The 24,386-nt window shown below is 39.1% G+C and carries 34 protein-coding genes and 1 tRNA gene; 9 read left to right on the forward strand and 26 right to left on the reverse strand.

The window, feature by feature from the left end; translation table 11 throughout:
- Positions 1-95: 95 nt before the first annotated feature.
- From ABVF21_RS01875 to acnA, 6 genes are all read right to left on the reverse strand, one after another.
- Positions 96-305, reverse strand: coding sequence for a small acid-soluble spore protein Tlp (locus ABVF21_RS01875; protein WP_303531426.1), 210 nt, complete (start codon positions 303-305; stop codon positions 96-98).
- A 72-nt stretch (positions 306-377) separates the two neighbouring features.
- Positions 378-866: a hypothetical protein gene (locus ABVF21_RS01880; protein WP_194221518.1), complete on the reverse strand. Its 489-nt coding sequence runs from the start codon at positions 864-866 to the stop codon at positions 378-380.
- Positions 867-918: 52 nt separating this feature from the next.
- Positions 919-1,443, reverse strand: coding sequence for a hypothetical protein (locus ABVF21_RS01885; protein ID WP_303531424.1), 525 nt, complete (start codon positions 1,441-1,443; stop codon positions 919-921).
- 137 nt (positions 1,444-1,580) lie between these two features.
- The gene (gene sspN / locus ABVF21_RS01890; RefSeq protein WP_098443515.1) at positions 1,581-1,724 is read right to left on the reverse strand and encodes a small acid-soluble spore protein N; all 144 of its coding nucleotides are present in this window, start codon (positions 1,722-1,724) and stop codon (positions 1,581-1,583) included.
- A 57-nt stretch (positions 1,725-1,781) separates the two neighbouring features.
- Entirely contained in the window at positions 1,782-1,910 is a 129-nt protein-coding gene (locus tag ABVF21_RS01895) for an FbpB family small basic protein (RefSeq protein ID WP_194221516.1), read from the reverse strand.
- A gap of 216 nt (positions 1,911-2,126) precedes the next feature.
- Positions 2,127-4,838, reverse strand: coding sequence for an aconitate hydratase AcnA (gene acnA, locus ABVF21_RS01900; RefSeq protein ID WP_303531420.1), 2,712 nt, complete (start codon positions 4,836-4,838; stop codon positions 2,127-2,129).
- A gap of 190 nt (positions 4,839-5,028) precedes the next feature.
- Between acnA and sspO the strand changes: the two genes are divergently transcribed.
- Entirely contained in the window at positions 5,029-5,178 is a 150-nt protein-coding gene (sspO, locus tag ABVF21_RS01905) for a small acid-soluble spore protein O (RefSeq protein WP_194221514.1), read from the forward strand.
- A gap of 39 nt (positions 5,179-5,217) precedes the next feature.
- Here the strand turns inward: sspO and ABVF21_RS01910 are convergent, their stop codons facing one another.
- On the reverse strand, positions 5,218-5,475 hold the full coding sequence (locus ABVF21_RS01910) for a hypothetical protein (protein WP_194221513.1): 258 nt from the start codon (positions 5,473-5,475) through the stop codon (positions 5,218-5,220).
- Positions 5,476-5,590: 115 nt separating this feature from the next.
- Between ABVF21_RS01910 and ABVF21_RS01915 the strand changes: the two genes are divergently transcribed.
- On the forward strand, positions 5,591-5,728 hold the full coding sequence (locus ABVF21_RS01915) for a small acid-soluble spore protein P (protein WP_098443510.1): 138 nt from the start codon (positions 5,591-5,593) through the stop codon (positions 5,726-5,728).
- Between the two features lie 37 nt (positions 5,729-5,765).
- Here ABVF21_RS01915 and selA read toward each other — a convergent pair whose 3' ends face one another.
- Together selA and ABVF21_RS01925 are read right to left on the reverse strand one after the other, a co-directional pair.
- Positions 5,766-7,166, reverse strand: coding sequence for an L-seryl-tRNA(Sec) selenium transferase (gene selA, locus ABVF21_RS01920; protein WP_371017360.1), 1,401 nt, complete (start codon positions 7,164-7,166; stop codon positions 5,766-5,768).
- Positions 7,167-7,205: 39 nt separating this feature from the next.
- Entirely contained in the window at positions 7,206-7,448 is a 243-nt protein-coding gene (locus ABVF21_RS01925; RefSeq protein WP_371017361.1) for an Rdx family protein, read from the reverse strand.
- Between the two features lie 96 nt (positions 7,449-7,544).
- Between ABVF21_RS01925 and selD the strand changes: the two genes are divergently transcribed.
- Positions 7,545-8,594 (forward strand): selenide, water dikinase SelD, encoded by a 1,050-nt coding sequence (gene selD, locus ABVF21_RS01930; protein ID WP_303531413.1) that lies wholly within the window; start codon positions 7,545-7,547, stop codon positions 8,592-8,594.
- Positions 8,595-8,628: 34 nt separating this feature from the next.
- Here the strand turns inward: selD and phnC are convergent, their stop codons facing one another.
- From phnC to selB, 4 genes are read right to left on the reverse strand one after another with little or no spacing between them, the layout of a single operon-like run.
- Entirely contained in the window at positions 8,629-9,384 is a 756-nt protein-coding gene (phnC, locus tag ABVF21_RS01935) for a phosphonate ABC transporter ATP-binding protein (RefSeq protein WP_303531412.1), read from the reverse strand.
- Positions 9,374-10,072 (reverse strand): phosphonate ABC transporter, permease protein PhnE, encoded by a 699-nt coding sequence (gene phnE, locus ABVF21_RS01940; protein WP_303531409.1) that lies wholly within the window; start codon positions 10,070-10,072, stop codon positions 9,374-9,376. The genes phnC and phnE overlap by 11 nt, the downstream gene beginning before the upstream one ends.
- Positions 10,073-10,127: 55 nt before the next feature.
- The gene (phnD, locus tag ABVF21_RS01945) at positions 10,128-11,033 is read right to left on the reverse strand and encodes a phosphate/phosphite/phosphonate ABC transporter substrate-binding protein (RefSeq protein WP_303531406.1); all 906 of its coding nucleotides are present in this window, start codon (positions 11,031-11,033) and stop codon (positions 10,128-10,130) included.
- 23 nt (positions 11,034-11,056) lie between these two features.
- Positions 11,057-12,937, reverse strand: coding sequence for a selenocysteine-specific translation elongation factor (selB, locus tag ABVF21_RS01950; protein ID WP_371017362.1), 1,881 nt, complete (start codon positions 12,935-12,937; stop codon positions 11,057-11,059).
- 505 nt (positions 12,938-13,442) lie between these two features.
- Between selB and ABVF21_RS01955 the strand changes: the two genes are divergently transcribed.
- A tRNA-Sec gene (locus ABVF21_RS01955) sits at positions 13,443-13,539 on the forward strand.
- 4 nt (positions 13,540-13,543) lie between these two features.
- Here ABVF21_RS01955 and ABVF21_RS01960 read toward each other — a convergent pair.
- Complete coding sequence (locus ABVF21_RS01960; protein WP_371017363.1) at positions 13,544-13,888, reverse strand: DUF4183 domain-containing protein; 345 nt, start codon at positions 13,886-13,888, stop codon at positions 13,544-13,546.
- Positions 13,889-14,004: 116 nt separating this feature from the next.
- Between ABVF21_RS01960 and ABVF21_RS01965 the strand changes: the two genes are divergently transcribed.
- Positions 14,005-14,385: a DUF4183 domain-containing protein gene (locus ABVF21_RS01965; protein WP_371017364.1), complete on the forward strand. Its 381-nt coding sequence runs from the start codon at positions 14,005-14,007 to the stop codon at positions 14,383-14,385.
- 90 nt (positions 14,386-14,475) lie between these two features.
- Positions 14,476-14,901: a DUF2621 domain-containing protein gene (locus ABVF21_RS01970; protein ID WP_303531395.1), complete on the forward strand. Its 426-nt coding sequence runs from the start codon at positions 14,476-14,478 to the stop codon at positions 14,899-14,901.
- Between the two features lie 34 nt (positions 14,902-14,935).
- Here ABVF21_RS01970 and ABVF21_RS01975 read toward each other — a convergent pair whose 3' ends face one another.
- The 9 genes from ABVF21_RS01975 to ABVF21_RS02015 form a co-directional block, all read right to left on the reverse strand.
- Positions 14,936-15,424, reverse strand: coding sequence for a CcdC family protein (locus ABVF21_RS01975; RefSeq protein ID WP_303531393.1), 489 nt, complete (start codon positions 15,422-15,424; stop codon positions 14,936-14,938).
- A gap of 110 nt (positions 15,425-15,534) precedes the next feature.
- Positions 15,535-15,990 carry a Na(+)/H(+) antiporter subunit B gene (locus tag ABVF21_RS01980; protein ID WP_194221504.1) on the reverse strand — a complete coding sequence of 152 codons (456 nt, stop codon included), beginning with the start codon at positions 15,988-15,990 and terminating at the stop codon, positions 15,535-15,537.
- Positions 15,991-16,010: 20 nt separating this feature from the next.
- Positions 16,011-16,721 (reverse strand): cytochrome c biogenesis protein CcdA, encoded by a 711-nt coding sequence (locus tag ABVF21_RS01985; RefSeq protein ID WP_303531390.1) that lies wholly within the window; start codon positions 16,719-16,721, stop codon positions 16,011-16,013.
- A gap of 105 nt (positions 16,722-16,826) precedes the next feature.
- Positions 16,827-17,711 carry a M15 family metallopeptidase gene (locus ABVF21_RS01990; RefSeq protein ID WP_371017365.1) on the reverse strand — a complete coding sequence of 295 codons (885 nt, stop codon included), beginning with the start codon at positions 17,709-17,711 and terminating at the stop codon, positions 16,827-16,829.
- A 324-nt stretch (positions 17,712-18,035) separates the two neighbouring features.
- On the reverse strand, positions 18,036-18,296 hold the full coding sequence (locus ABVF21_RS01995; RefSeq protein ID WP_371017366.1) for a hypothetical protein: 261 nt from the start codon (positions 18,294-18,296) through the stop codon (positions 18,036-18,038).
- 12 nt (positions 18,297-18,308) lie between these two features.
- Positions 18,309-19,181 (reverse strand): hypothetical protein, encoded by an 873-nt coding sequence (locus ABVF21_RS02000; RefSeq protein ID WP_371017367.1) that lies wholly within the window; start codon positions 19,179-19,181, stop codon positions 18,309-18,311.
- 113 nt (positions 19,182-19,294) lie between these two features.
- Positions 19,295-19,906 carry a replication-relaxation family protein gene (locus ABVF21_RS02005; RefSeq protein ID WP_371017368.1) on the reverse strand — a complete coding sequence of 204 codons (612 nt, stop codon included), beginning with the start codon at positions 19,904-19,906 and terminating at the stop codon, positions 19,295-19,297.
- Complete coding sequence (locus ABVF21_RS02010; protein WP_371017369.1) at positions 19,899-21,047, reverse strand: FtsK/SpoIIIE domain-containing protein; 1,149 nt, start codon at positions 21,045-21,047, stop codon at positions 19,899-19,901. The genes ABVF21_RS02005 and ABVF21_RS02010 overlap by 8 nt, the downstream gene beginning before the upstream one ends.
- Positions 21,044-21,292, reverse strand: a complete 249-nt coding sequence (locus ABVF21_RS02015; protein WP_371017370.1) for a hypothetical protein — start codon at positions 21,290-21,292, stop codon at positions 21,044-21,046. Before ABVF21_RS02015 ends, ABVF21_RS02010 begins: the two co-directional genes overlap by 4 nt.
- Before the next feature lie 323 nt (positions 21,293-21,615).
- Between ABVF21_RS02015 and ABVF21_RS02020 the strand changes: the two genes are divergently transcribed.
- The 3 genes from ABVF21_RS02020 to ABVF21_RS02030 all read left to right on the forward strand — a co-directional run bounded on the left by ABVF21_RS02020 (position 21,616) and on the right by ABVF21_RS02030 (position 22,614).
- A complete protein-coding gene (locus ABVF21_RS02020) occupies positions 21,616-21,813 on the forward strand; it encodes a helix-turn-helix transcriptional regulator (protein ID WP_371017371.1) in 198 nt (65 codons plus the stop codon).
- A 392-nt stretch (positions 21,814-22,205) separates the two neighbouring features.
- Positions 22,206-22,400 carry a hypothetical protein gene (locus tag ABVF21_RS02025; RefSeq protein ID WP_371017372.1) on the forward strand — a complete coding sequence of 65 codons (195 nt, stop codon included), beginning with the start codon at positions 22,206-22,208 and terminating at the stop codon, positions 22,398-22,400.
- Positions 22,401-22,404: 4 nt separating this feature from the next.
- On the forward strand, positions 22,405-22,614 hold the full coding sequence (locus ABVF21_RS02030) for a hypothetical protein (protein WP_371017373.1): 210 nt from the start codon (positions 22,405-22,407) through the stop codon (positions 22,612-22,614).
- A gap of 39 nt (positions 22,615-22,653) precedes the next feature.
- On the opposite strand, the gene ABVF21_RS02035 is transcribed toward ABVF21_RS02030, so the two are convergent.
- Genes ABVF21_RS02035 through ABVF21_RS02045 form a run of 3 tightly spaced genes read right to left on the reverse strand, consistent with a single transcriptional unit; the run spans position 22,654 to position 24,224 of the window.
- Positions 22,654-22,866, reverse strand: coding sequence for a hypothetical protein (locus tag ABVF21_RS02035; protein ID WP_371017374.1), 213 nt, complete (start codon positions 22,864-22,866; stop codon positions 22,654-22,656).
- Between the two features lie 18 nt (positions 22,867-22,884).
- Positions 22,885-23,880: a peptidoglycan recognition protein family protein gene (locus ABVF21_RS02040; RefSeq protein WP_371017375.1), complete on the reverse strand. Its 996-nt coding sequence runs from the start codon at positions 23,878-23,880 to the stop codon at positions 22,885-22,887.
- 20 nt (positions 23,881-23,900) lie between these two features.
- The gene (locus ABVF21_RS02045) at positions 23,901-24,224 is read right to left on the reverse strand and encodes a hypothetical protein (protein WP_371017376.1); all 324 of its coding nucleotides are present in this window, start codon (positions 24,222-24,224) and stop codon (positions 23,901-23,903) included.
- Positions 24,225-24,386 lie beyond the last annotated feature (162 nt).

Below are 24,386 nucleotides of genomic sequence, written 5' to 3' on the forward strand. Positions count from 1 at the left end.
TTCAACGTGGTGTCTATGTTATTTTACCATAATCCACCCTTGAAGCATGAATGAGAAGAACTGAGTGACTTATTGTCACTCAGTTCTTTAAATCGCTATTGCTTTGTTTCGTCTTGCACTTCATTTTCCAGCGCCTGAATACTATGTTTTCGGCGCTGATTTTTATCTTGAATAGCTTTTTTCTGCAAATCGCTATCCGTCAATTCTAACGACGCTTCAGAATCATGAATATTCTCTTTCGTATCCTGAATTATTTTAGATAATTTCTCTGCATTATCGCTGCGATCGTCTCGTTTAGATACCATCATAAGCCCTCCCGAATTAAGTAGGTACGAGCTTATTATGACTAATCATCTTAATAGGTATTCCTATTTCAATTAAGATTGAAGGCTTTTGGGAAGCGCCCCTTCTAGCTTGCCTTCATAGTACAACATATCCTTACGCACTTCTGCACTGCATCCATTGGAAAGCAAAATATTCTCAGCCGCAGTAAATACCTGTTTCAACATTCTGATCCCCATTCGATAGTCTACAACAACATTGCTCTGAATTCGGTCCTCATAGGAAGACAGCTCGACGAGAAGCCGATACGTACATTCTAATAATTGTATCGGAACATCGTTTGGTGAATGGTTGCCTCCCTCATCTAAAAACGATTGAAATTCACGGTCGTCTTCATCACACATCAGAAAGAAAGTACCTGGTACGTCATGTAATTCGTGGTCAATATCAGAAATCGTAAGACTCATAACAGCAAGCCTGGCAGCGAAACCACCTATAATGGATGCAGTCCCACACCCATAAGGTGGTCCAGATTCCTCAAGCATGCGGTATATATCACTGCCTAACCTATCTTTTTTATCCACTACTATCACCCCTCTTATATGCCCATACCCTTTCTTCCTTTACTAAAATCTTCTAAATGGCTTCTTCAAAAATAATCGGACTCATATAGTTGACACTCTTTCTAGAGATCTCTATCAAATTCTGCCAGTATTCTTTCACACTTTCCTGATGATCTCCTTGATCAAAACTAATTTGGAGCCATGATAATTCCTCAAGAAGCCTTACAGAAGAACCAACCCAGATCTTTCTACCTTCTATTTGAATGACAAAAGGCTCATCAAATCGAAAAGGAAGATAAATTCCAGATTGATTTGGGTGAAGAATCAGATGTTGAAAAATCGTCCCTTTAAAAAGACGCGCGTAAATAAGAAGAACGCGATCGTTTTTAGCAGCCGCTTTTTTTAATTTTTGAAGGGTTTGTACTTCTCCTAACTCAAGGCTCGCAATTGTGCGACTCCAATTTAATTCTTCTCGATATGGCACAAGATAGCCCATTTGCTGCATTTTGATTTCAAGCTCTTTTACAAGAAGCTCTTTATTTGGTTCTTCTTCAGCCCCCATCACTGAAATGGGTTCAATCCTTGCTGTAATTGTCATAATGTTCCCCCCGAAAACGTTTGTCTCCTAATCTTTCGTCATCTCTCCACACTTTTGGACAACTTTACAAGAAATGAAAAGAAGTTGTTAAAATTGAAATAAACCAGAAAGAGTTTTCCTTTCTGGTCGTCATCAGCCTATTTCCCTTTTGGAGGGGCGTAGTCAGGTTCAGCGTTGCCTTTAGTTTGCATTTGCTTTCCTTTGTTCCCTTCAGCTTCTGGATTGACAGAAGCGAGGTGATTTGGCTTAAAAGATTTTGGGAATTTCTTTGGGTTACTCATTTGTATCTCCTCCTTTAGGTAATAGGCTGTGCAACTAAAAGAGAAATATCTATACCCTTACAAATTTTTTGCGTGCTTTTGCTCAAATTTGTCTTCAATACGTTCAATCGCTTGTTTATCATTCATTAATTCAAGCTTATTTTGCATAACAAGTTCTTTAAAAGAAACTTTTTTAGATTTCCTCATGTTAGTCTCCTTTCCTCTTCAACAGTATTTAAAACCATTATTCCCGATTAATCAAAACTTATTACAAAAATCCGATTTTTTCGTTTATTTTATTGATTTCTGCCCATGAACGTTGCTATTTTCACCTCATTTACGCAATGTCGTCATCATTCTAGCTATGATGTCAACAAATTAAACCACAATAAAAAAGGATGGCAAGAGCCATCCTTTTCTAAATTAATTTGCAATTTTGTCGCGAAGCACCATTTGAAGAATGCCGCCGTGGCGATAGTAGTCAATTTCAACTTCACTATCGAAACGAGCAAGTACTTTAAATGTTTGGGTTTCGCCATCTGGAGATGTTGCCGTTACGTTAACTTCATCACGTGGTTTCACGTTTTCTGTGATTTCAACAGCAAACGTTTCTTTACCAGTAAGGTTATACGTATCTGCAGTCTCACCATCTCTAAATTGAAGTGGAAGCACACCCATCAACACAAGGTTACTACGGTGAATTCTCTCGTAGCTTTCTGCAATTACCGTTTTAATTCCTAGAAGGTTTGTTCCTTTGGCAGCCCAGTCACGTGAGCTTCCCATGCCGTAGTCTTTACCAGCAAGAACCACTAGACCTGTTCCTTCTTCTTTGTATTTCATTGCTGCATCATAAATTGGCATAACTTCATCCGTGTTCCAGAATGTTGTCCAGCCGCCTTCAGTGCCTGGAGCTACTTCGTTACGAATACGAATGTTACCAAACGTACCGCGCATCATAACTTCGTGGTTACCACGACGTGATCCGTAAGAGTTAAAGTCAATTGGACGAACGCCGTTATTTTGTAGATATTGCCCTGCAGGCATATCTTTAGCAATCGCACCAGCTGGTGAAATGTGGTCCGTAGTAACGGAATCCCCAAACTTCGCGATCGCTCTCAGGTCCTTAAGCTCGTGAATGTCTTCAGGATCTTTAGAAAGATTCTCGAAGAATGGAGGGTTCTGAATATAAGTAGACTCATCGTCCCAGTTATAAAGATCTCCTTCACTAGTGCTTAGTTCGTTCCAGCGTTTGTTTTCGTCGAATACTGTTTTGTACTGACGCTTAAACATTTCCGGTGTTACTGTTTCAGCAACGGCTTGCTTGATTTCTTCTGCTGATGGCCATAGATCTTTCAAGAATATATCGTTGCCGTCTTTGTCTTTACCGAATGAATCTGAATGAAGATCAAAGTCTACTGTTCCAGCAAGAGCATAAGCAACTACAAGCGGTGGTGAAGCAAGATAGTTTGCTTTTACTAGTGGGTGGATACGTCCTTCAAAGTTACGGTTACCTGAAAGTACAGAAGTTACCGTAAGATCGCTCTTCGCAATCGCATCTTCAATCTCTTCTTTAAGTGGACCTGAGTTACCGATACAAGTCGTACAGCCATAACCAACTAGGTGGAAACCAAGGTCTCTAAGGTAAGGCATAAGTCCAGACTTATCAAGATAGTCTGTTACAACTTTTGATCCTGGAGCAAGGCTAGTTTTCACGTATTCAGGAACTTGTAGTCCTTTTTCAACAGCTTTCTTCGCAAGAAGAGCCGCACCAAGCATAACGGAAGGGTTTGAAGTATTTGTACAGCTTGTAATCGCTGCGATCGCAACTGCACCTGTTTTCATCGTTACTTCTTTTCCATCGTTAAATTTAACAACAGCTTCCTTGTCGAATTCTTTCTTATCCATACCTAGACCCTGGTTACCTTGAGGGGCAACGACTGCTTTATTGAACTCTTTTTTCATATCGGAAAGAAGAATTAAATCTTGTGGACGCTTAGGACCAGCAAGACTTGGCTCTACCGTTCCAAGATCAAGTTCAACAACGCTTGAGAATTCAGGATCTTCTGATTCTGGCGTGTAAAACAATCCGTTAGCAATTGAGTATTCACGCACAAGGTTAATATGCTCTTCAGAGCGACCAGTTAGGCGCATGTATTCAAGCGCTTCTTCATCAACTGGGAAAAAGCTACATGTAGAACCTTGTTCTGGTGCCATATTGGAAATTGTTGCACGGTCAGCAAGCGGCATACCTGATAGACCCGGTCCGAAGAACTCAACAAATTTCCCAACAACTTTTTTCTCACGAAGAAGCTGAGTCACTTTTAGCGCAAGATCCGTTGCTGTTGTTCCGCTCGGAAGTTCTCCAGTAAGCTTCACACCGATTACTTCAGGAACCGGGAAGTAAGAAGGCTGACCAAGCATTCCTGCTTCAGCTTCAATACCACCTACACCCCATCCAAGTACACCAAGACCGTTGATCATGGTTGTATGGGAGTCAGTGCCGAATAATGTATCTGGATAGGCAACATTCTCGCCATCAACAGTATTTTCTTGAACAACGTTCGCAACGTACTCAAGGTTTACCTGGTGAACGATACCAGTTGCTGGTGGAACGGCACGATAGTTATCAAATGCATCTTGGGCCCATTTAAGGAACTTATAACGCTCAAGGTTACGTTCAAATTCTTTATTCATATTAAATTCAAGTGCATCTTCAGATGCGTATTTATCAACCTGTACCGAGTGGTCAATAACAAGATCAACTGGGATTTCAGGGTTGATTTTGTCAGGGTCGCCGCCGATATCAGCCATTGCTTTACGAAGTGACGCAAGGTCAACAACAGCAGGTACGCCTGTAAAATCTTGAAGAATGACACGTGAAGGTTTAAATGGTACGTCAATATCTTTGTTTTGCTCGCTAGTTCCCCATTTAGCGAGGTTTTCAATATGCTCTTCTTTAATGACTTTACCGTCATACTGACGTAATACGGATTCGAGCAAAATTTTGATCGTATAAGGGAGCTTGCTTACCTTAGCGATGCCTGCTTCTTCTAGCGCCTGAAGACGATAGAAGGAATATGATTTACCATTGGCATCAAATGTTGCTTTGGAATTATAAAGTTCGTGATTTGCCATATGTAGTTCCCTCCTCCAAATTGCATAACAAAGCGGATGTCGAAAAAACGTTTTCAACTTCCCTTTATCCAGTTTAGTAAATTTCTAAACATAAGTAAATAACAAGATTGTTATTGCTATTGATAAGTCTAACTTATCACTACATATTTTCTCCCTTATAGGAAAAATTAGATGAAGGGAGGTGATGAATATGGGTAAGCGAAAAGCAAACGGTGTGCGTCCAGGAATGAATGATGCCGATGCTCAAGGGAACGGCGCAGGCTATGACAATGAATATGCAAACGAGCATATGACACAAGAGCAGCGTCAATATAATAAAAAGACAAAGAAACGCCAATAGGCTTGAAACCCGTCATCAGGTGATGACGGGTTTTCATTCTTATTCTTGATTCATTTCTGCTTCAATCGATTGCAAATCCTGCTGAAATTGAAGTAATTGCGCACGCTGATGTTCTGTTGCACTCATTAATGCACTCTCAATCTGCTCTTTCGCTTCACCCACTTCTTGTTGCAAATGCTTCAGGTCTTTACCGTATCCACTACTACTCACCACAATTTCTTTCTTGGCATCAACAGCTTGTTCGTAACCTTGTTGCGCTGCTTGGAAACTCTGTTGTTTGTCTTTATTGTAAGGCATTTAACCAACCTCCTTTTCTTAAGCTTTCATCATAGTGTAACCAGGACAAAGCGTCCTATTCGACAAGAATAAGCACTATCATTTTGACCATACTAAAGCGTAAGGAGGGATTCATATGACTGAGAGCAATACGTTCAAAGACATTCGAAAAAACGCTCCTAAAGGGCATACTGGCCAACCAGAGCCAATGAAAGGCTCCCATAAAGTAAAAAACAGAAACCACACTAGACAAAAGAATGGTGAAGGGTTTTAAATTTCAATTAGAAAAGACGGCCGAAGTGGCCGTCTTTTTATTTTGGTATTTGAATCAAGCATTGCAAAATGTCGTCTTCTTCCTCGATTGTTACCGTCCTTAGGTCAATCAGTATTTTTCCATCTTGAATTCTTGTAATGATTGGTGTGTTACTAAGACGAAGAAATTCTTCTAGTTCATTTACGCTGTATTGATCGGTTTGGAGGGCGATGACATAAGTAGGTAGCTCGACTGAAGGCATTGTACCTCCCCCAACTTGTGAAGTTCCCTCCACTACCTCAATACGATAATGAGACGCTTTTCTTTCAAGTCTTTGCTGAAAGAGTTCTGAGCGCTCTCGAATCTCTTCCGCACTTTTTGTAATGTCTCTTATAGCTGGTATGTTAGCAGCCTCTTCATACATGTGTTGCTGTAACGTTGCCTCAAGCGCAGCAAGCGTGAACTTATCGACGCGCAATACTCGAGCGAGCTGATGCTTCTTCAACCGATTGATCAGATCTTTTCTCCCAGCAATCATTCCTGCCTGTGGTCCACCCAGAAGTTTATCCCCGCTAAAGGAAACGAGGTCAGCACCCGAAGCAAGCGTTTCTTGCACCGTAGGCTCTTCGCCAATCCCATAGTCTCGATAATCAAAAAGCGCCCCACTCCCTAAATCCTCATAAAAAACCACCTGGTTTTTCGTCGCTATGGAGGCTAGCTCTTCTCGTGCTACTTCAGCTGTAAACCCGACGATTGAAAAATTGCTGCGATGTACTTTCATCAGCATAGCCGTTTCTTCGTTGATCGCTGCTTCATAATCAAACGAATGTGTTTTATTTGTCGTCCCTACTTCTTTAAGCTTAGCACCACTTTCCTCCATAATTGATGAAACGCGAAAAGATCCGCCAATTTCAACAAGCTCCCCTCGAGAAACGACCACTTCCTTTTCTTTCGCAAGAGCACTTAATATAAGAAAGACTGCAGCTGCATTGTTATTCACAACCATAGCAGCCTCTGCACCTGTTGCTTTACAAATAGCATCTTCGACGATTGTGTGACGGGATCCGCGCTTTCCTTTCTGCAGATTATATTCAAGTGTCGAATAACTTTTAGCTACGTGAATCAAATGATCAATAGCCAAGTCACTTAAACGCGCTCTGCCAAGATTTGTATGAAGAACGACACCAGTCGCGTTGATCACCGGCTTTAAGTTAAACTCTTTGGAAGATCCAATTTTCGCCATCACGCTCTGCATGATTTCATATTGAAAGGCTTCTCTCCCCTCCGAGTCTCCCGTATATGTATCTCTCAACAAAGAGTCCCGCAAGTCATTCACTTCTTGTTGAATCAGGTGTTTTAATACATTGTGAGGTAACTCGTTTCCAACACTTTCATTAAGTAATGCTTCTTGGATTTGATGAATCGGCGGAAGTTCTTTCAATAATTTCAAAACTCTCATCTCCTATAGCGACACGAAAGGCACCCCGGGGGTGCCCATCTAGAACGTTGTATTTTCTATATCTATAATAAATGCTTCGATATCAGGATAGTGACCAGTTTCTTTCTTCGAATGCATTCGCTTGTCATTCACCGTAACTTCAAACACGCCTCCTGAACCAGGGATTAGCTCAAGTGAACCAATTTCGTGTCTGAAATGATTAAATAATTGTTCCGCGAAACTCGCGGCTTTAGGTGCATAGTTTCACTGCATGCAGAATTCGATTGTGACATTATACTTCATTAAAACTGCCTCCTCTTAATTAATTTTAAGTTGTTCATACTATATCATTTCAAATATGCGATGAAAAGATTTATACTCTTGGAAGGAGGTGGTCATATGTCGAGCCAAGAAAAAATCCGTTTAACGTCTCTTTCGACAAAAGGTGGTTGAGGATGCAAAATCGGTCCCGAGGACCTGACGCAAGTTTTGCGTCAATTACCTAACAAGAAAAAAGATCCAAATTTACTTGTCGGTGTGGAAACTTCCGACGATGCAGGCGTATACCGCCTAACTGATGAACTCGCCATGATTCAAACGGTAGACTTCTTTACACCTATCGTTGATGATCCATATATGTTTGGACAAATTGCCGCAGCCAATTCACTCAGTGATGTGTACGCAATGGGCGGAGTACCTAAGACCGTTCTTAACATTGTAGGGTTCCCTATTAAGAATTTAGATCCTTCTATACTTGCAGAAATCTTAAAAGGTGCTGCAGATAAAGTAGATGAATCTGGCGCCGTCACTGCTGGGGGACATTCCATTGATGATCAGGAGCCGAAATTCGGATTATCCGTAACCGGACTTGTCCATCCAGATGAAATTCTAATGAATGTCGGCGCTAAGCCTGGCGACGTTATCGTGCTAACAAAGCCAATTGGTGTGGGAATTCAAACGACTGCAATCAAGCCCGAAAAGCTTACTGCCCAACAGCTTCAGCACGTATCTGAAACGATGGCTGAGCTAAACAAAACAGCAGCAGAACAGCTATCGGGATTATCTCCAAATGCTGTTACGGATGTGACTGGATTTGGTTTACTTGGACACGCTTATGAAATGGCAACTGGTAGCAACGTTAGTATTCAGATTGATTACAACAACGTACCTATATTACCTGGTACGGTCGAGTTAGCGGAGCAAGGCTATATTCCGGGTGGATCAAAAGCCAATCACCGCTGGATAGCTGAATCTGTCAAATACGAAAACCTAACAGAGCTTGAGCAATTCATTTTATGTGATGCGGTAACTTCTGGCGGCCTATTAATTAGCCTGCCTGAGCATGAAGCAAATGAATATGTATCACGTATGAATGGTAAAGGGAAATCAGCTCACATTGTCGGTCATGTAAATGAAAAAGATTCATTTGCGATCACCGCAAGCAAATAAAAAAAGGAAGTTGGGGAGTCCCCAACTTCCTTTTTTACATTTCATACAGCATATCTTCTAACTCCTCAGTGAGCGCTTCAGGTTGATCATCGAAAACAACCCGACCTTCTTTTAAAGCCACAATTCTAGTCGCGTACCTTTTGGCTAGCTTCACATCATGTACATTAATAATCGTTAGCAAGTTGCGTTCTTGATGCAACCGTTGAATAAGCTGAAAAATCCGATTGGCGGTACCAGGATCAAGACTTGCTACAGGCTCATCTCCAAGAAAAACATCGGGAGTTTGAACAAGAGCACGCGCAATCCCTACTCGCTGCCTCTGCCCCCCACTCAGTAAATCCACGCGCTTATTTAGATGAGGAAGCAATTCAACCTGATCAATAACGTCCACCGCTAACTTCTTTTCTTCCTCATTAAACAATCCTGCCAGGTTACGAAAAGTTGAACGAGAACCAAATAATCCGGTATATACGTTTTGCAGAACCGTTAAACGCGGGATGAGCTGATGATGCTGAAAGATCATTCCCATGGTCTTCCTTTTACTTCTAAGTCCCTCTCGATCCAGTTGACGGAACGTACTACCGTTGTATCGAATATCACCCTCAGTTAAAGCCTGGAGGCCATTTAATGTCCTTATGAGTGTCGACTTACCAGAGCCAGTTTTTCCAAGAATACAGACAAACTCACCTTTCTGAAAAGTGAGCGTCACGTCGTCTAGTGCAAAGGTATCAGCATTTCGATAACGCACTGAACCGTTTTCTACCGATAATAACGCTTCTTCACATAACATACTGTCTCACCCTGCTTCCGAGAAAATCGACGACGATGACAATCACCATAATCAACATGACATCAACCGCAACTGTTGAGTATTGAAATGTTTTAAAATGAACAAACAGCTGTTGTCCAATTCCCCCGCCACCGACGAGCCCGAGCATAAGTGACGTTCGGATAGCGACTTCGAAGCGATAGAAGTAATGTGATAAAACGTTTGGCCAGATTTGAGGGAAAACGGAAAAAAGAGCACCTGTAAGTGGACGAGCCCCTACCGCTTTCATCGCTTCCTGAGGGCCTTTATCAGCCGCTTCAATTAACTCTGCAATTAATTTAGAAAGCACGCTTGCATTATGTACAATAATGGCAATTGTTGCAGCAAAAGGCCCAGGCCCTACAACTGTAAGGAACATCAAGCCTAGTACAATTTCTGGAATAGATCGCACAAAACTTAACACAATTCGAACTGCTCCATAGAAGGGCCCAGCCGTGTTTTTTGCTGCCAATAAGCTAACAGGTAGTGCAATAAGCAAACCAGCAAAGCTTCCTAGAAACGCCATGCCTAGCGTCACTAGACTTGCTTTTAGCATGGTCGGAAGCACCGAAGTATTTAGCGGAAACCAATTGGAAAGAAAGTCCAACATGTTGCTAAATTGACTGAATTTCCTTACGTCGAATTCCGTAACCCCAATGCTCCACACCATTAATAGGATAACCCCTATGAAGAGGATAAGATGCTTCCATTTAAACCAGGCCATTTTACTCGTCTAATAACCCTTGTTTGTCAGCAGCGCTTCTAATACTCTCATAATCGTCATTGCTAGCCTTCGTAAATCCGGACGCACCAAATGCATTTAAAATCGTTTCATCTTCAATCGATAAAAATGCGTTCTGAAGCTTATCAATCGTCTCATCATCCGTACCTTTTGAAACAGCCCACGGATATTGGAATAGCTTTTCTGACTCCCAAATGACTTTTAATTGATCTCCATCAATTTTTCCTGACTCAAGAAGCTGATTGTAAATAGCACTATCAATCGCACCAGCGTCAACCTGTTTGTTTTGAACAGACAAAGCCGTTGCATCATGTGAACCGGTGTACGCTACCGAAGCAAAGTCGTTCTTGTCTTGATCCTCAAAAACTCCTCTGTCTTGAAGCTCGATTGATGGAATGAGGGATCCTGAAGTAGAATTCGGATCACCAAACGCAAAGCTTCTTGCTTCACTATCTTCAAGGTAGTCTTCTAACGTATCCCACTCGTTCTCAGCATTTGTGATGATATAAGAATGATAGAACGGCTCACCGTCAATTAGCTGTGTAACAATAGCTTTTGCACCACTCTTCTCATGAGCAATCACGTAAGTAAGCGGGCCAAAATAGGCCATATCGATTTGATCATAATTCATCGCTTCTACAACACCGTTATAGTCAGGAAACGTTGTGATTTCAACTTCTTGATCTAACTTCTCGGAAAGTTCAACTTGAAGTTTCGTCATCGCTTCTTCAATCTCACCTTCCGTTTGAACAGGAATAACCCCAATTGTAAAAGCCTTATCTTCTGACTCACTGTTTTTCTCTTCTGAAGCATTTTCGCTATTATTTGAGCTACATGCGGCAAGTATTCCTAGCATAAGCACCAGAGTAAACATCATAAATCTCTTCATTTTTTCCACTCCTCAGCATCGATCTATTTCTCTAATCTCCAATATCTTTCTTGGTCTTTTCTTATTGTATAGCTCTCTTCATCAAGTCGCTCAAGAATCGGCACTAGATATTTACGGCTAACATTCAGAATGTCTTTAGCCTGTTGTAGAGTGAAGGATTTATCAGTGCCTTCCTTTAAATCTCGCACAATGCGACTCCAATTTTCTTTGTGAACATATAAGTCATCTGTTAATTTCACCGCGATTTCCTCTTCTAATAAGAAATTCTTCAATTCAGCGTGATGGGAATCTGGAATTTGTTGATCCTCGATCAAGCGATCGATCGGCGAAACATTCACACCCTGTTCAAGTAACTTCTTTAACACCTGGGTCATACGTGTTTTCCAGGCATCAGGCATCATGGGTTCAAAACCAGTCATTGATAGAAATGGCCCTGTTTGCATCATACCTTCCTTCAGCTCTGTTTGAAGGGCAACTTCAATTACTTTTTTAGGGTAAGTTTTTTTCAAATCTTGAACGACCTCCGCTTTGCGTGGTCCTTTCCGCATCGGAAAGTGATTATGATAGCCCTGTACAAAGTTGTGAATAGCTTCAACGATCCGTGTTAAAACGTCGTTAGATGTAACACCATTTTGGACACCTACAATTTCCGGATCGTCAATAAGCTGTTGAAAGGATTTTTCATTTAAACCAATTTGTTGCACCACTTGTTCCTTTGATAATAGGTGCTCTTGTTCAAGAATCTGAACAAGCTGTTCGACTGGCGTTCCTTTCTCCATCTGCTCAAACTTCGCAATTGTCTCTGAGCCAAATTTGTATTTTTCTCCCGCTACATTTAAGATGCTTCCTCCACCAATCGTCTCAACCGGGGAAGGGCGTCTAAGGATGACGCGGTCTCCTTTCTTTGCTGTCACGGGATCATGTAACCGAAGCTGACAAAATAGATCTTCTCGGTCTCCAGGCTCAAGAATGTTCCGATCAAAATACACAATCGTTCCACGTACTTCAGCGGTTCCGATATGAACCGTTACTTCTGATCGCTGTTTCAAGTCATAGGACATCGTGAGTGCTTTGGTGAATGAAAGGTCGATAGTAGTTGAAACGGCATAGTGATTAGAATTAACAATCACCTGTCCTCTCGTCAATTCTTGCTTATTAGGTCCTGCTAGATTAACTGCTACCCTCTGGCCAGCAAAAGCCCTCTCCACTTTCTGACTGTGTGTCTGGACTTGTCTTACTCTAGCAGCTACACGGTCTGGCAACAGTGTAACGAGTTCTCCTTCTTGAATTTCCCCATCAAAGATCGTGCCTCTCGCAATTGTCCCGTGACCTTGTAGCGTGAAAATCTGATCAATCGGTAACCTTAGCGCTCCTCCTTTATTTCTCGAAGGAACATCCTTAAGAAAGATACGAATACTTTCTTTCAACTCCTCAATACCTCGCCCACTCTTGCCATCGACGAAATGAAGTGGTGATCCTTCAAATCCGGTGCCCTTTATGTATTCAAGAATATCTTCCTTAACAAGATGAAGCATTTCATCGTCTACCATGTCTGTTTTAGTAATCGCAATAATCGATCGTTCAATCCCCAGCAACGATAAAATCTCCAAATGCTCCCTCGTCTGAGGCATAACCCCTTCATCCGCAGCTACAACTGGAACAACAAGATCTATCCCTGCAACTCCCGCGATCATTTGACGTATGAATCGTTCATGACCCGGAACATCAATAATTGATACCTTCATGTCATCCGATAAATGAAAAGGAGCAAAACCTGGTTCTATTGAAATGTTTCGTTCTTTCTCCTCTTTCAAACGATCTGTATCGATCCCTGTTAACGCTGCTGTCAACGTTGTCTTTCCATGGTCAATGTGTCCAGCTAGACCAATTGTATAATAGTTCACTTTCACACCCGCCAATCAACTGTCATCATTTATTAACCTTAATAAATGTTGTAACAGGATGCAAATTTAAACCATTGCTTTCTTAAAATCACCGCTACATTCTCCATTCACTAATGTATATATATTCACCCATGTATAGTTAAAGAGTTATGCACAGCTATCCACAGATAAAACTGTTACACCGACTTTTCACTACTGTACCATTCAAGCATCTGTTATAGTTCGTTATAGAAAACTGTTCCATTTGAACATTTTGTCGAAAGCACGAATAACGGAAAAAGATACGCTTTTTGTCGATTCATCTGATTTCGCACTATTGATCTATACTTCCGAGATTATTTAGACCTATTTCGACAAATACCATTGATGGAAATCTACAAAAACACCTTTAAGTAAAACTTTACTGAGTGTTTTACTTAAAGTTTTCTTAAAATAATCTTATTGAGCACATGTGTTGAATAAATCATTTTTTTACGTTACTATATTAACGTAATACTAATGATATGGGGCTGGTTGTACGTCTGGTGAGTGCCACGGTCTTCAAAACCGCCTGGGAGGCGCGTGCCGTCTTCGGTGGGTTCGATTCCCACACAGTCCCGCCATTTTTTATACTTTGATCATTTGCAAGATAACGGCCGCTCCTTCAATTGGCGCATCTTCGGTCAAAAGTATTAAGATCCCCTCATCTATTTTATAATTCATTTCAGGTTGCAGTACCGCATTTATAAATAAATTCATGAAGGAAACGTCTTTACACGATAAAATTTGATGATTACCATACCCCTTTACGGCGTCTTTGTCTGTAAAGTTTTTTTGATATCCATTTGCAATAGCAATGTATTCGTAAACTCGCACTTTCGCCGGAAGCTTCGCTCTGAATGGTTTCGAATTTATAGTAGGTAGCATAATTTTAGGATTGTTATAGCGATCGCTTCTCCTCTTATTTATCACTAGAACCCCTCCTCTCTTTACACAACGCACAATTTTTTAATAATGAATAAAACAAATGTTTGTCCCCTTACATAATATTGTTAAGAGCATATTATACAACGACAGGAGGTGAACGAATGGCCTTACAAATCATGAAAATTATAGCTAACGTGACGACTACTGTTGCGACAACTCCTGATACCCAACGTTTTTTCTACAACACAACTAGCTTGATTACTGGCGCAACCACCCTAACAATCGATGCGGCAGATTTCTTTGATGATACAGGAGCAGCGGTAACAACTTTGCCTTCACTAAATACAGACAATAGCTACTTTAACGTATATGTAAATGGTGTCTTACAAATGCAGGACCTCTCAACTTATACACCAGGAGCTACAGGTGTCGGAGAGTTAGCATTCGATGTTCCTGCTGCTACATCCCTATTATTAAACACCCCTATCGTCGTCGAATTAGTCAACTTCACACCTTCATCATCCTCTACGATTGAAACGTAACTCCCCTACCCTCTTGATTAAAAAGCGCTTTCGGCGTATAATGTGACCGTATTCATACAGTTTATATTATGATGCCATGAGGTGAGCGCGTTGGCAGGATGGTTTCAATGGTTTATCGTTGGATGGACAGTGATCTTAATTTCACTAATTGCAATTGGTGGATTTTTTATGTTTCGGAAGTTTCTAAAGCGCCTTCCAAAAGAAGATGGCAAATCAACTCTTGACTGGCAAGAGCACTACATTGAACAAACGAAGCATATGTGGAGCAATGATCAAAAAAAGTTATTAGACGAACTAGTCGCACCTGTGCCTGAATTGTTTCGAGATATTGCTAAGTATAAGATTGCTGGAACAATTGGCGAGCTTGCGTTAAAAGAACAAGCAAAAGATATGTCTCAAGACTTAATAATTAGAGGGTATATTATCGCTACTCCGAAACGAGATCACAAATGGCTCGTGAAAAAATTAAATGAAAAGCGAATTGATATGAGCCCCTATCATCATTTGCTTCAATAAAAAAACTCGTTTAGCAGATGCTAAACGAGTTTTTTTAAAGTAATGTTTGATGAAGTCGACCACTGTGTCCTCGGCTTCGTTCCGTTTTCTTAAATTGATAATACATCGAAATTCTCCATGGAACGATCATACCAAATGCTAATACGAAGAAAAGCGAGCTTGTTTGAAGCACAGGGATTGACTCCCCAATAATTAGTTTAAAAACGATTCTTACTAGAAGTAAGCCGATCAAGATAAACGCAAAAGCTTTTGAACGTGTCAAATAAATTTGATTATCTTTAATCTCAAACTTAGACGTCCGAATCAATAACAACGAAAAAGCCGCTCCAACTGATAGCGCTTCAATCGCTTCGTACCACGGAACCCTTGCATCCGGAACAACGAACATCAAAAAACCAGTTGCCATAAAAAAGGGCGGAAGTATTATTTTCCTTATCGTTGCAGGTTTCTTTGAAGCTTTTAACCTGATTACTACCATCGCAAGAGCCATCATAGCTCCAACAACTGTACTTAAAATCAGCATATACTCATCCCTCACCTATACCGTACTACCCATCATTTCCATTGTATGTGGAAGAGACAAAAAATACAAGCGCATGAAAAAAAGAACGGTGCGCAACCGTTCTTTTCACATTAACCATTTACTTTAGAAAGTTCTTCTTCGCCTTCATCTGCCGCGATGCTTAAAATAATCGTCATCGTAACACCGACAACCGTAAAATAAACACCTAGATCAAATAACATTGCTGTCGCGAGGTGAGAATGACCGAGAATCGGAAGCTCAAAGTACGCGTCTGTCTGACTCAAGAACGGTTGTCCAAAAAGAAAGGAACCGACACCAGTGAGAACAGCAATCAGAAGACCGATCGGAATAAAGTTCTTAAAATCAATGCGGATGACCTTATTCATGGTTTTAAAGCCATAAGAGATATAAAGAAGCACCAGAGCGCCCGCCGTCATAAGTCCTCCGATGAAACCTCCACCAGGTGCATTATGACCAGCGAAGAATAAGTATATTGAAAATCCTAGAATAATAAAGACGATAATCGTAGTCGTCGTTTTAAGTATAAGGTCATTTGTCCCCTTCACACTTCTACACCCTTTCTTTATTAAAATCCTTGAAATCCACCAAACAGGTTATTTACAAGGAACGATGTAAACATTGTCATAAAGTTAAAGTAAAGCAAGATTCCCATTACAATCATTAAGTACCCGCCAGCCTTCATGATGAACCGGCTATTTTTCTTAATCCAGTGCATTCGTCCGATAAAAAAGGACAGAATGAAAAATGGAACAGAAAAACCAAGCGTATAAGCTACCATATACATGAAGCCAGCTCCAGGATTTGAAACACCCATCGCAATAACCGCAGCTAAAATCGGCCCTGTACAAGGTGTCCAACCTGCCGCAAAACCCATCCCAATTAAAATCGATCCAACAAAGCCAGATGGGCGATTTCGAATTTTTAACCTGCGATCTTTCATTAGAAAGTTCGGCGTCCAAAAACCTACTACTACAAGTCCAAATACCACAATCAAAATGGCGCCAACTTGACGAAGAAGCTCTTTGTACTGAATAAATAAATTTCCAACGAGCGATGTTGACATCCCTAATACGAGGAAAATAATTGAAAACCCTATTAAAAAGAAGATCGTATGAAGAATTGCCCTTTTCTGCATCATCCCTCGTTCTTCTTTCAGGTCGTCAACGGATACCCCAGTGATATAAGAAATAAACGCTGGATAAAGCGGTAGCACACACGGTGAGATGAACGATAAAAAGCCGGCTCCGAACGCTAAAAACAAGTTCAAATCTGCCATTAAATTACTCCCTGTCTAATGCATGATCTTATCATGTGCATGTCGTTACCATTTCAACCTCTATTGTAAACGATTTATCTTATTCAAACTATGAACATTCCATAACTATTTTTCTTCAGAGAAAAATTCTTCAAGCGTAACGCCCGCTTCATGAACATCAGAAGCCGCTTCCTTGCCCACATAGCGAACGTGCCATGGCTCATACTGATAGCCAGTGATATCTTCTTTTCCTTTTAAGTAACGAACAACAAAGCCATATTCATGCGCATGCTCTGCTACCCACTTACCTTCTGGCGTATTGCCAAATTCTTCGGTAAGAGAGCTCCCTAGAGAAGGCGTGCTAATATCCATCGTTAATCCCGTCTGATGTTCACTCTGCCCCGCCTGAGCACTAACCTTGTTTGCCACTTCTTCTCCACGCTGTTCAGCATTATAAGCAAAAATAGCTTCCTGTCGCTCATAGGAGCGGTAGCCAGAGACAGCTTTTAATTCAAATCCATCTTTCTTTGCACCGGCAAACATTTTTTCAAGCGCTGTAGCCGCTTCCTTGACCATTAGCCTTTTAGGGTCATCTTTTGGTGCGTACGAAGAAACATCCGGTTCCACAAGATTTTGGGGCACAAAGTCAGAAGGTAGATTTCGCTCTTTGTTTGCCACAACATAAATACTGTCTGGATTCGTTACAGTTAAATTCTCTCCATTTTTCTCAACGGTTTCAGCCATCGTTGGATACGCTTCTGATTTATCCTTCTTGGCCTCATCGCTTTGATCGCTTTCTTGCTCTTCTTTCTTGCTGCTATCATTTTGCTTGTTATTGTTTTGGTTTCCATCATTATTTTCTGAACTATTCGAGGAGCCGTTATTCGTCTGTCCATCATTCTGCGACTGATTCTCTGTCTTGTTAGACGTTTGCTCGTCATCTCCTGCCTGGCATCCGGCTAAAAGCGCGAACGAAAGGCCAGTTGCTACTACTAAGTTTTTCATTGTCATGTGAACACTTCCTGATTTTTTATAGTCTAATCTATCATACCATCACACCAATTAGACCCGTCAACCAAAATTACTCCATACAAAAAGCACTCTGTTACCAGAGTGCTCAATAAGCTATTTATCGTTGTTTGTCATTTGACTATTCATAGCCTTCATCATCTGATTAATCTTCTTCTGAGACAGATGAAGCAAAAAAGAAGAAAAACGTTGATAAATAAGGCTTTTCCCAATTACTTTAACCACTTTATTCTGTTAAGAAAAATATACCTTATTTTTGGTGGTTTGTCTATGGGATTTTATAAGTCTAATCTTCTTATGGTTTATCTATTTCCCGAAATATCTTTTACTAATTCCCCTTGCCCTGTCTCTTCGATTTTGTTTTTCTTCTAGCAAATTTTCAATATTGTCTAGCAACTTCTTGTTATTTTCTTCTACTGCTACTGCAACACCATCGATAATTGAGTCGATAACTTTTTGTATAAAGTAGTCATCTACATAATAAAAAATATCTGGATTTTCATTTAATTTATCATTAATTATTTTTTTAATTTGATGAGAAGATAAGCTATAACTACTATAATTCATGGGATCACCTTATTAATAAAATTTGTTTTTGTGTTCAAATTTCTCCTGTATAAAATTTATTAGCTTACTAATTGAAACCACCAAGTCAGTTACATGGCTGTGAAATTCATTAAAATCCTTCGTCACAATATTGATTGATTCAAATTGTTTGGCCGAATCGTAGAAAGTAAACAATTCAGCCTTAATTCCATCATCCAAGTGTCCATAAAGGCTTTGATTTAAATTTTCTTCAGTAATTGAATTACCAATTAAAATTTCATGTAAAAACGTAGGAACTAATGACTTACTTTTATCTCGAAGTTGTGTATCGACTTTAGCTAAAATCTCCACAGCACCTTGATAAATTTCTTCGTCTGCTTTATTTAATGATTCGATGTATTTTTCCCCTAAATCAATAAGACTCTCTAACTCATTAGTTAAATACCTTGGCATTTCTATAGATCTAACATCAGATGTGATCCTCTCCCATGCTAAAAAGCTATTTCTTTTATACATTTCATGATAATCCTTAGTTGAAAATATCAGCCTTATTGGGTAATCATTATCTTTTTTATACTGATCCATACTATTCTTAAATTTTGTTAAATCATCAAACAAAGGAGAATAGATTACATTTTTCCTAACAATTACACCCTTATTTTTGAAGCTTTTCCTTTGAGTGTATACACTCCCTATAAATGATAATATCCCCCCAATTAACGCTCCAAACAATGCTGCAATCGCTGGATCGGATAAATCTATAGGAATAATCCTATAAATTATATTAGCCGAGTATTTAATTGGGTTTATATTAGCAAAATAACAACCTACTAATACAAATCCTATTAATATAATATAAATTTTCTTCCTGTGAATAATTAAATTCACTTTGTGATTTAATTTCATCTAATCCCCCTTCAAATAAAAAGATATTCTTATATGAATATCTTGAAAATAACCAAACTGTTAAAGGTGCATTTATCCAGAAATAAGTTATTTTACCTATAGATAATCAATTATTACCCACTCTTCCTATCATGTAAAGTAGAAATAAAATCATTCAAACTTGGAGCTTGGAATACTTTCAAATTGCTATCAATTGAGTATCTGGTATCGCTGATTAGTATAATGAAGGGAAACACCTTTTTATCTTTCGGTTGCCAGCTCTCCTCTTTCCATAATCCACTTCTATAATAATTCTCATATCGATTAATCTTTTCATTCATAACCTTCTCAGAATAGAGTGTCCTCTGTATCTCTACAAAGAAAGGTGAATCGTTCCAATTCATGAATACGTCCGGTTCCATATATCCTTTACCATACTTTGGTTCAACAATGAATTGTTTAGGCTTTCTCAATTTACTTGCTTGCTTATAGAAATCCACAATAGCAAGAAAATGCGGTATCTTCTGGCTATCTTTCTTGATAGGTGAAGGTGATAGAAAGTATAAATAAGGTTGATGATCTAACTTTGCTTCTATATAACCGTCTCTTCTCATTCGTTTGAGCACATTATTACATGCCTTTATAGGGTCTTTAAGGTTATTAAAATGAAGAGAAACAATATCATCACGAGACATAACCCTATGACGTTGCAAATCATTAAGGATAGCTGAATCACGCTTATTCATTGTCATTTCCCCCTAGTAACCCAAAAATGTTTTCAGTACTATCTTCTTGGACTTCTCCATCATGAATCGCAGATAGTTCATCTTTAACTACTGTATCAACTTTAAAAGGCTGCAATAACTTCTTAGCTGGATCAGCTTCAAGCAATGGTGCTTGTAACTCCATCACACCTTTATTTTTAAAATACATTCTCCCAGGCTCTTCTAATTTCTCTGCATTGTATTTACTTCCCCTACCTAAAGTAATGTCAGAGTTAATCTTATCAGCATGAGCAAAAGCCATTCTGACAGTTAGATTATTTTTTAATTTGCCATCTAATACGTCTTTATCCGGTCTCTGCATAGACAATATCAAGAATACTCCTAGTGCTCTTCCAATTGCTGATACATCCTCAACCTTTCCCATTATTGCTTTTTCTTTCTTCAATAAGGCTACTTCATCAATGCAAAGGATAATATACGGTGGTGGATTCTCTAGATCATCAATGTGCATGACTTCAGCCTCATCTAAAAGATCGCCTCTACGTTCCATTTCCCGACTTAAATAAGACATTATACGGCTTAATCCTGATACATCGTGAACAACCTCTTTTACCTTATCTATGCGCTTAAATAAGTGAAACTCAGAACGCTTAAGATCAGCTAAATACAGATGAACATTTTTATTAGAAAGTATTAAAGTTGTCAGTATTGCTCTAAGTTCTGTCGATTTTCCACTGCCAGTTTCACCGGCTAAGAGTAAATGGGGATACCTAACCATGTCATATATGTGTGTGGTTCCATTCCGGTCTTTTCCTGCTACGATAGGAAGCTTATAAGGTGATAGGTCATACTCGCTAAAGTCATACTTATTTGACATGCTACGTACTTTAGAATGGACAGTTAAACAGTATACATTGTCTTTGCTATCCAACTCGTAGTTGCTGCCATAAGTCTGATCAATGATAAATGTCTTTTTATTAAAGTCTGCTGGATTTAAACCAACCGGCAATTTAAACACGAAACGCTTATACTCACTCTTTACTTCCACATTCACAATAGATGGATAGTTATTAATCGGATCTTTCCCAATTTTAAATGTAGAGCTAATATCAGCTATCCTAAACATGTTCATCAGTTTGCGTCTTTCTGCTCCCCTACTCATAAAAACGCACCAAAAGCTTCAATAAACATATAGACAATTGATCCACCAATAATACAAGGTACGAGAGTATGTGTTATGTTATTTACTTTTTCAGCTTGCACAAGCATTCCTTTCTTAGCGTACTTTCTTTCAATGATCGTAGAAGCAACCAAGACACCACCAACTAGTACGACTATTCCTGTTCCAATCTGCATTTCTAAAGGCATGTTAAGGACAGAATGTGCGCTCACGTTGAAATTTCCCATAATTTTCTCTCCCCTTTTTTCTGATTTGATGAATAAAATCAAATCCACTTGGGCATCATTAGCTCCCACTTCGCCTCTCGGCTCGCTTCGCTAATAACAAATTCCTCAAATCCCTACATATCAGCATTATCACTCGTACTACCTCGGTAATAGATACCTTACTAACAACTTAACTAATGGATTAAGATTCGACTTATCCTGTTTCCATTTAGCTACCTTGGTAGATAATATGTATCTTTACGCTTGTATGTTGTTTGTCCATTATCAAAAAACATAAAGGACAAAATGTTTTGTATGACGAATATGTTTTTAGGTGATGCGAAATGAAATGTAAATTAAAGGTTATTTTTGCTGAGAGAGATATTAAACAGAGGGATTTTGCAAAGGATATTGGAATAAGTGAAGGGGCTCTTGGATTAATCAAAAATCAGAAGTCTATACCTACGCTGCCAGTAGCAATGAAGATAGCTAAGAAGTTGAATATGTATATAGAAGAGATCTGGATTGAAAATGATCAATAAAAAAGACACCCATGAGCAATGGATGTCTCCTCATACACACACCTGAATATGTACGATAAGATTAATATACCTATAGTAATTATGTCTGTCTACATTTTTTTACATTTATTCTATTTGATAAATCCATATTAATTGGAAGGTCACTTAAAAGTTCAGAGTAAACTTTTTCTTTTAACTGCTTTATATCTGTTTTATCCATTTTTCTACCTGGCTTAAGTTCGATAACGTATTTCACTTTCTACCTGATCCCCTTTTTATTATCATTAGACTATAACTATACAGTTCTTTTACTATATCTGCAGACAAATACACTGTCCACAAATTTTTATTTACAATTATTATCCAATTAAGAAGGTATAATTAATACTAAAGCAGAATTATAAGGAGTCGTTATGAAGATTAAATATGATCTTATGCATTGCGAATTTAAAGGTGGGAGAAGACATTTAAAAGTATTCAATTTTAAAGAAGGTGGTTTGCACACTTTTACATTAGATGAGGTTGATCAGTTACCAGAAGATTTACAAGAATACGTTAAAACGATTGAAGATGATGTTAAGCAGGGAAAATTTGATTACAAGGGGTAGCAAGATGGGGATGAAGATAAAAGTTATGAATGACATCATTAACTATGAGTGTTTGGAGACTGCACCTCCGTCAATATTCGTTCATTATCAGATTAAGCGACTAGGACATGAAATTGATGTTGAGGAGTATTTACCTAGAAGAGAATACTTTGAAATCAGACGTAATCTTGAAGGATATCTACTCAGAAGATACTTACATAGTAAAAAACTTTAACAAAAAATGCCCCACTCCATTTAGGAGCAGGGCTTATGTTTATTTGTCTTCTTTTTTAAATGTAGTGCTTTTTAAACTATTGTTTAGATACAATCCACCAACAGCCACAATAACAGCTACATAGTTTGCAATTTGATCAATATCTGAATCGCTAAATAATGAGAAATTAAAAAAGACTTCACTAATTAGCTTAGTAAGTCCAAGGATTGCTAGTACAAGAGTATAAACATTACCTCTGTTCTGGTTATCCATATGTATCACTTACCTTTCCTAAAACATTTTATTCCAAGTGTTAATACCAACAAGACCATCTACAGCTAGTCCATGACGACTCTGATAAGCTCTGACAGCTTTCTCTGTGTTACGTCCAAAGATACCATCAGGTGTTACTCCCACAGCACGTTGAACACGCTCTACGTCTTTACCACGAGATCCGACTTTAAGCAATCCAGGATAAGGAACAATAGCAGAACCACTGCTTGAAGGCTTGCTCTTTTGAGTTTTAGCTTTCTTAATTGCATCAAACGTGTTGGGGCCGGCTAGACCATCTACAACTAAACCTTTATCTTTTTGGAATGCTCTAACTGCATCCTTAGTATCTCTGCCAAACTTGCCATCTGCACCATATTTGCCGATATCGTACCCAAGTGATTTAAGATCATTCTGCAATTGTTTAACTTGAGATCCTTCATCACCTACACCTAGTACAAAGGAAATTACCTTATCCTTCACTTTTTGTTGTGTAGGATGAAGAACAACTTCAGGTGTGGAAGCAGAAGGCTTAAAGCTAAGTACTTTATAGACATAATCATGTTTATCTAAACCAGTACCAGGACAGGATTTAGCTGCATGTTCTGTATGGAACATAATTGATGCGCCACAATGTTTAACAAGATACTGGTAAACTTTAAGACTACTTTCCAATTGAGCACCTTGTAATTTATCATGGCCTTTGTCAAAGTTACCTACATGCTCAATCATAAATGCCCCTGTGTTATAACCGTAAATACCGGCAGGAGTAGAATTGAATGCTCTACCTGTAACAAATTTACCATCTGGCATAAGCGTTAAGTGTTGACCAATATCATCCCATCCACGAACATTAGTGTGATAGCGACACATACTCTCTTGCAATGCAATATGATTGCTACCGTTAAAGTCAGAGTGATCAGGTTTCCAAGTATGATGAACTTGTGCGTATTTGTATCTATAACCTTTTAACATTTCAATAACTTGATCGGCTGATACTACTTTAAATCTACTCATTATGTAAAACTCCTTTTCTTCTATAAAATTATTGTTATCAATGACAAAATCCCGACAATAATAGAAATAGCCACAGCAAACCAGGCAGGTAATATTGCCTTGTTGCTGCGACTATCGTTTTTAATTTCATTTTCGAGTTTTTCTAGAGACTCACGATTTTCTTTGATATCCTCATCACGGGAACGAAACATTTCTTGAGCTTCAGTTCTTGGTAAAAAGTTTGTTGTGTATGTATCTAATTTTGTTTCCATCCTAAGCATGGTTTCATATAACCTGTCATAGTGATCAGTGTGACCTTTGCTCTGTTCTTCTAGCTTGGCTATTCTTTCATTTTGAGAGTCCAACAGGACACCTCCCTTCAAAACAATAAAAAAAGAGATCATTTATGACCTCTTCATTAGTTCTCCATTTTCAACTATGTAATTATCTAAGTTGTCTACAACATTCCATGAATCTAACTCAAAATAATAATCGTATTCTGGGGGAGCCATCATGGTCGGCCCTGC

The sequence above is a fragment of the Pseudalkalibacillus sp. JSM 102089 genome (assembly GCF_041366475.1).
GTDB lineage: Bacteria > Bacillota > Bacilli > Bacillales > Guptibacillaceae > Guptibacillus > Guptibacillus hwajinpoensis_B.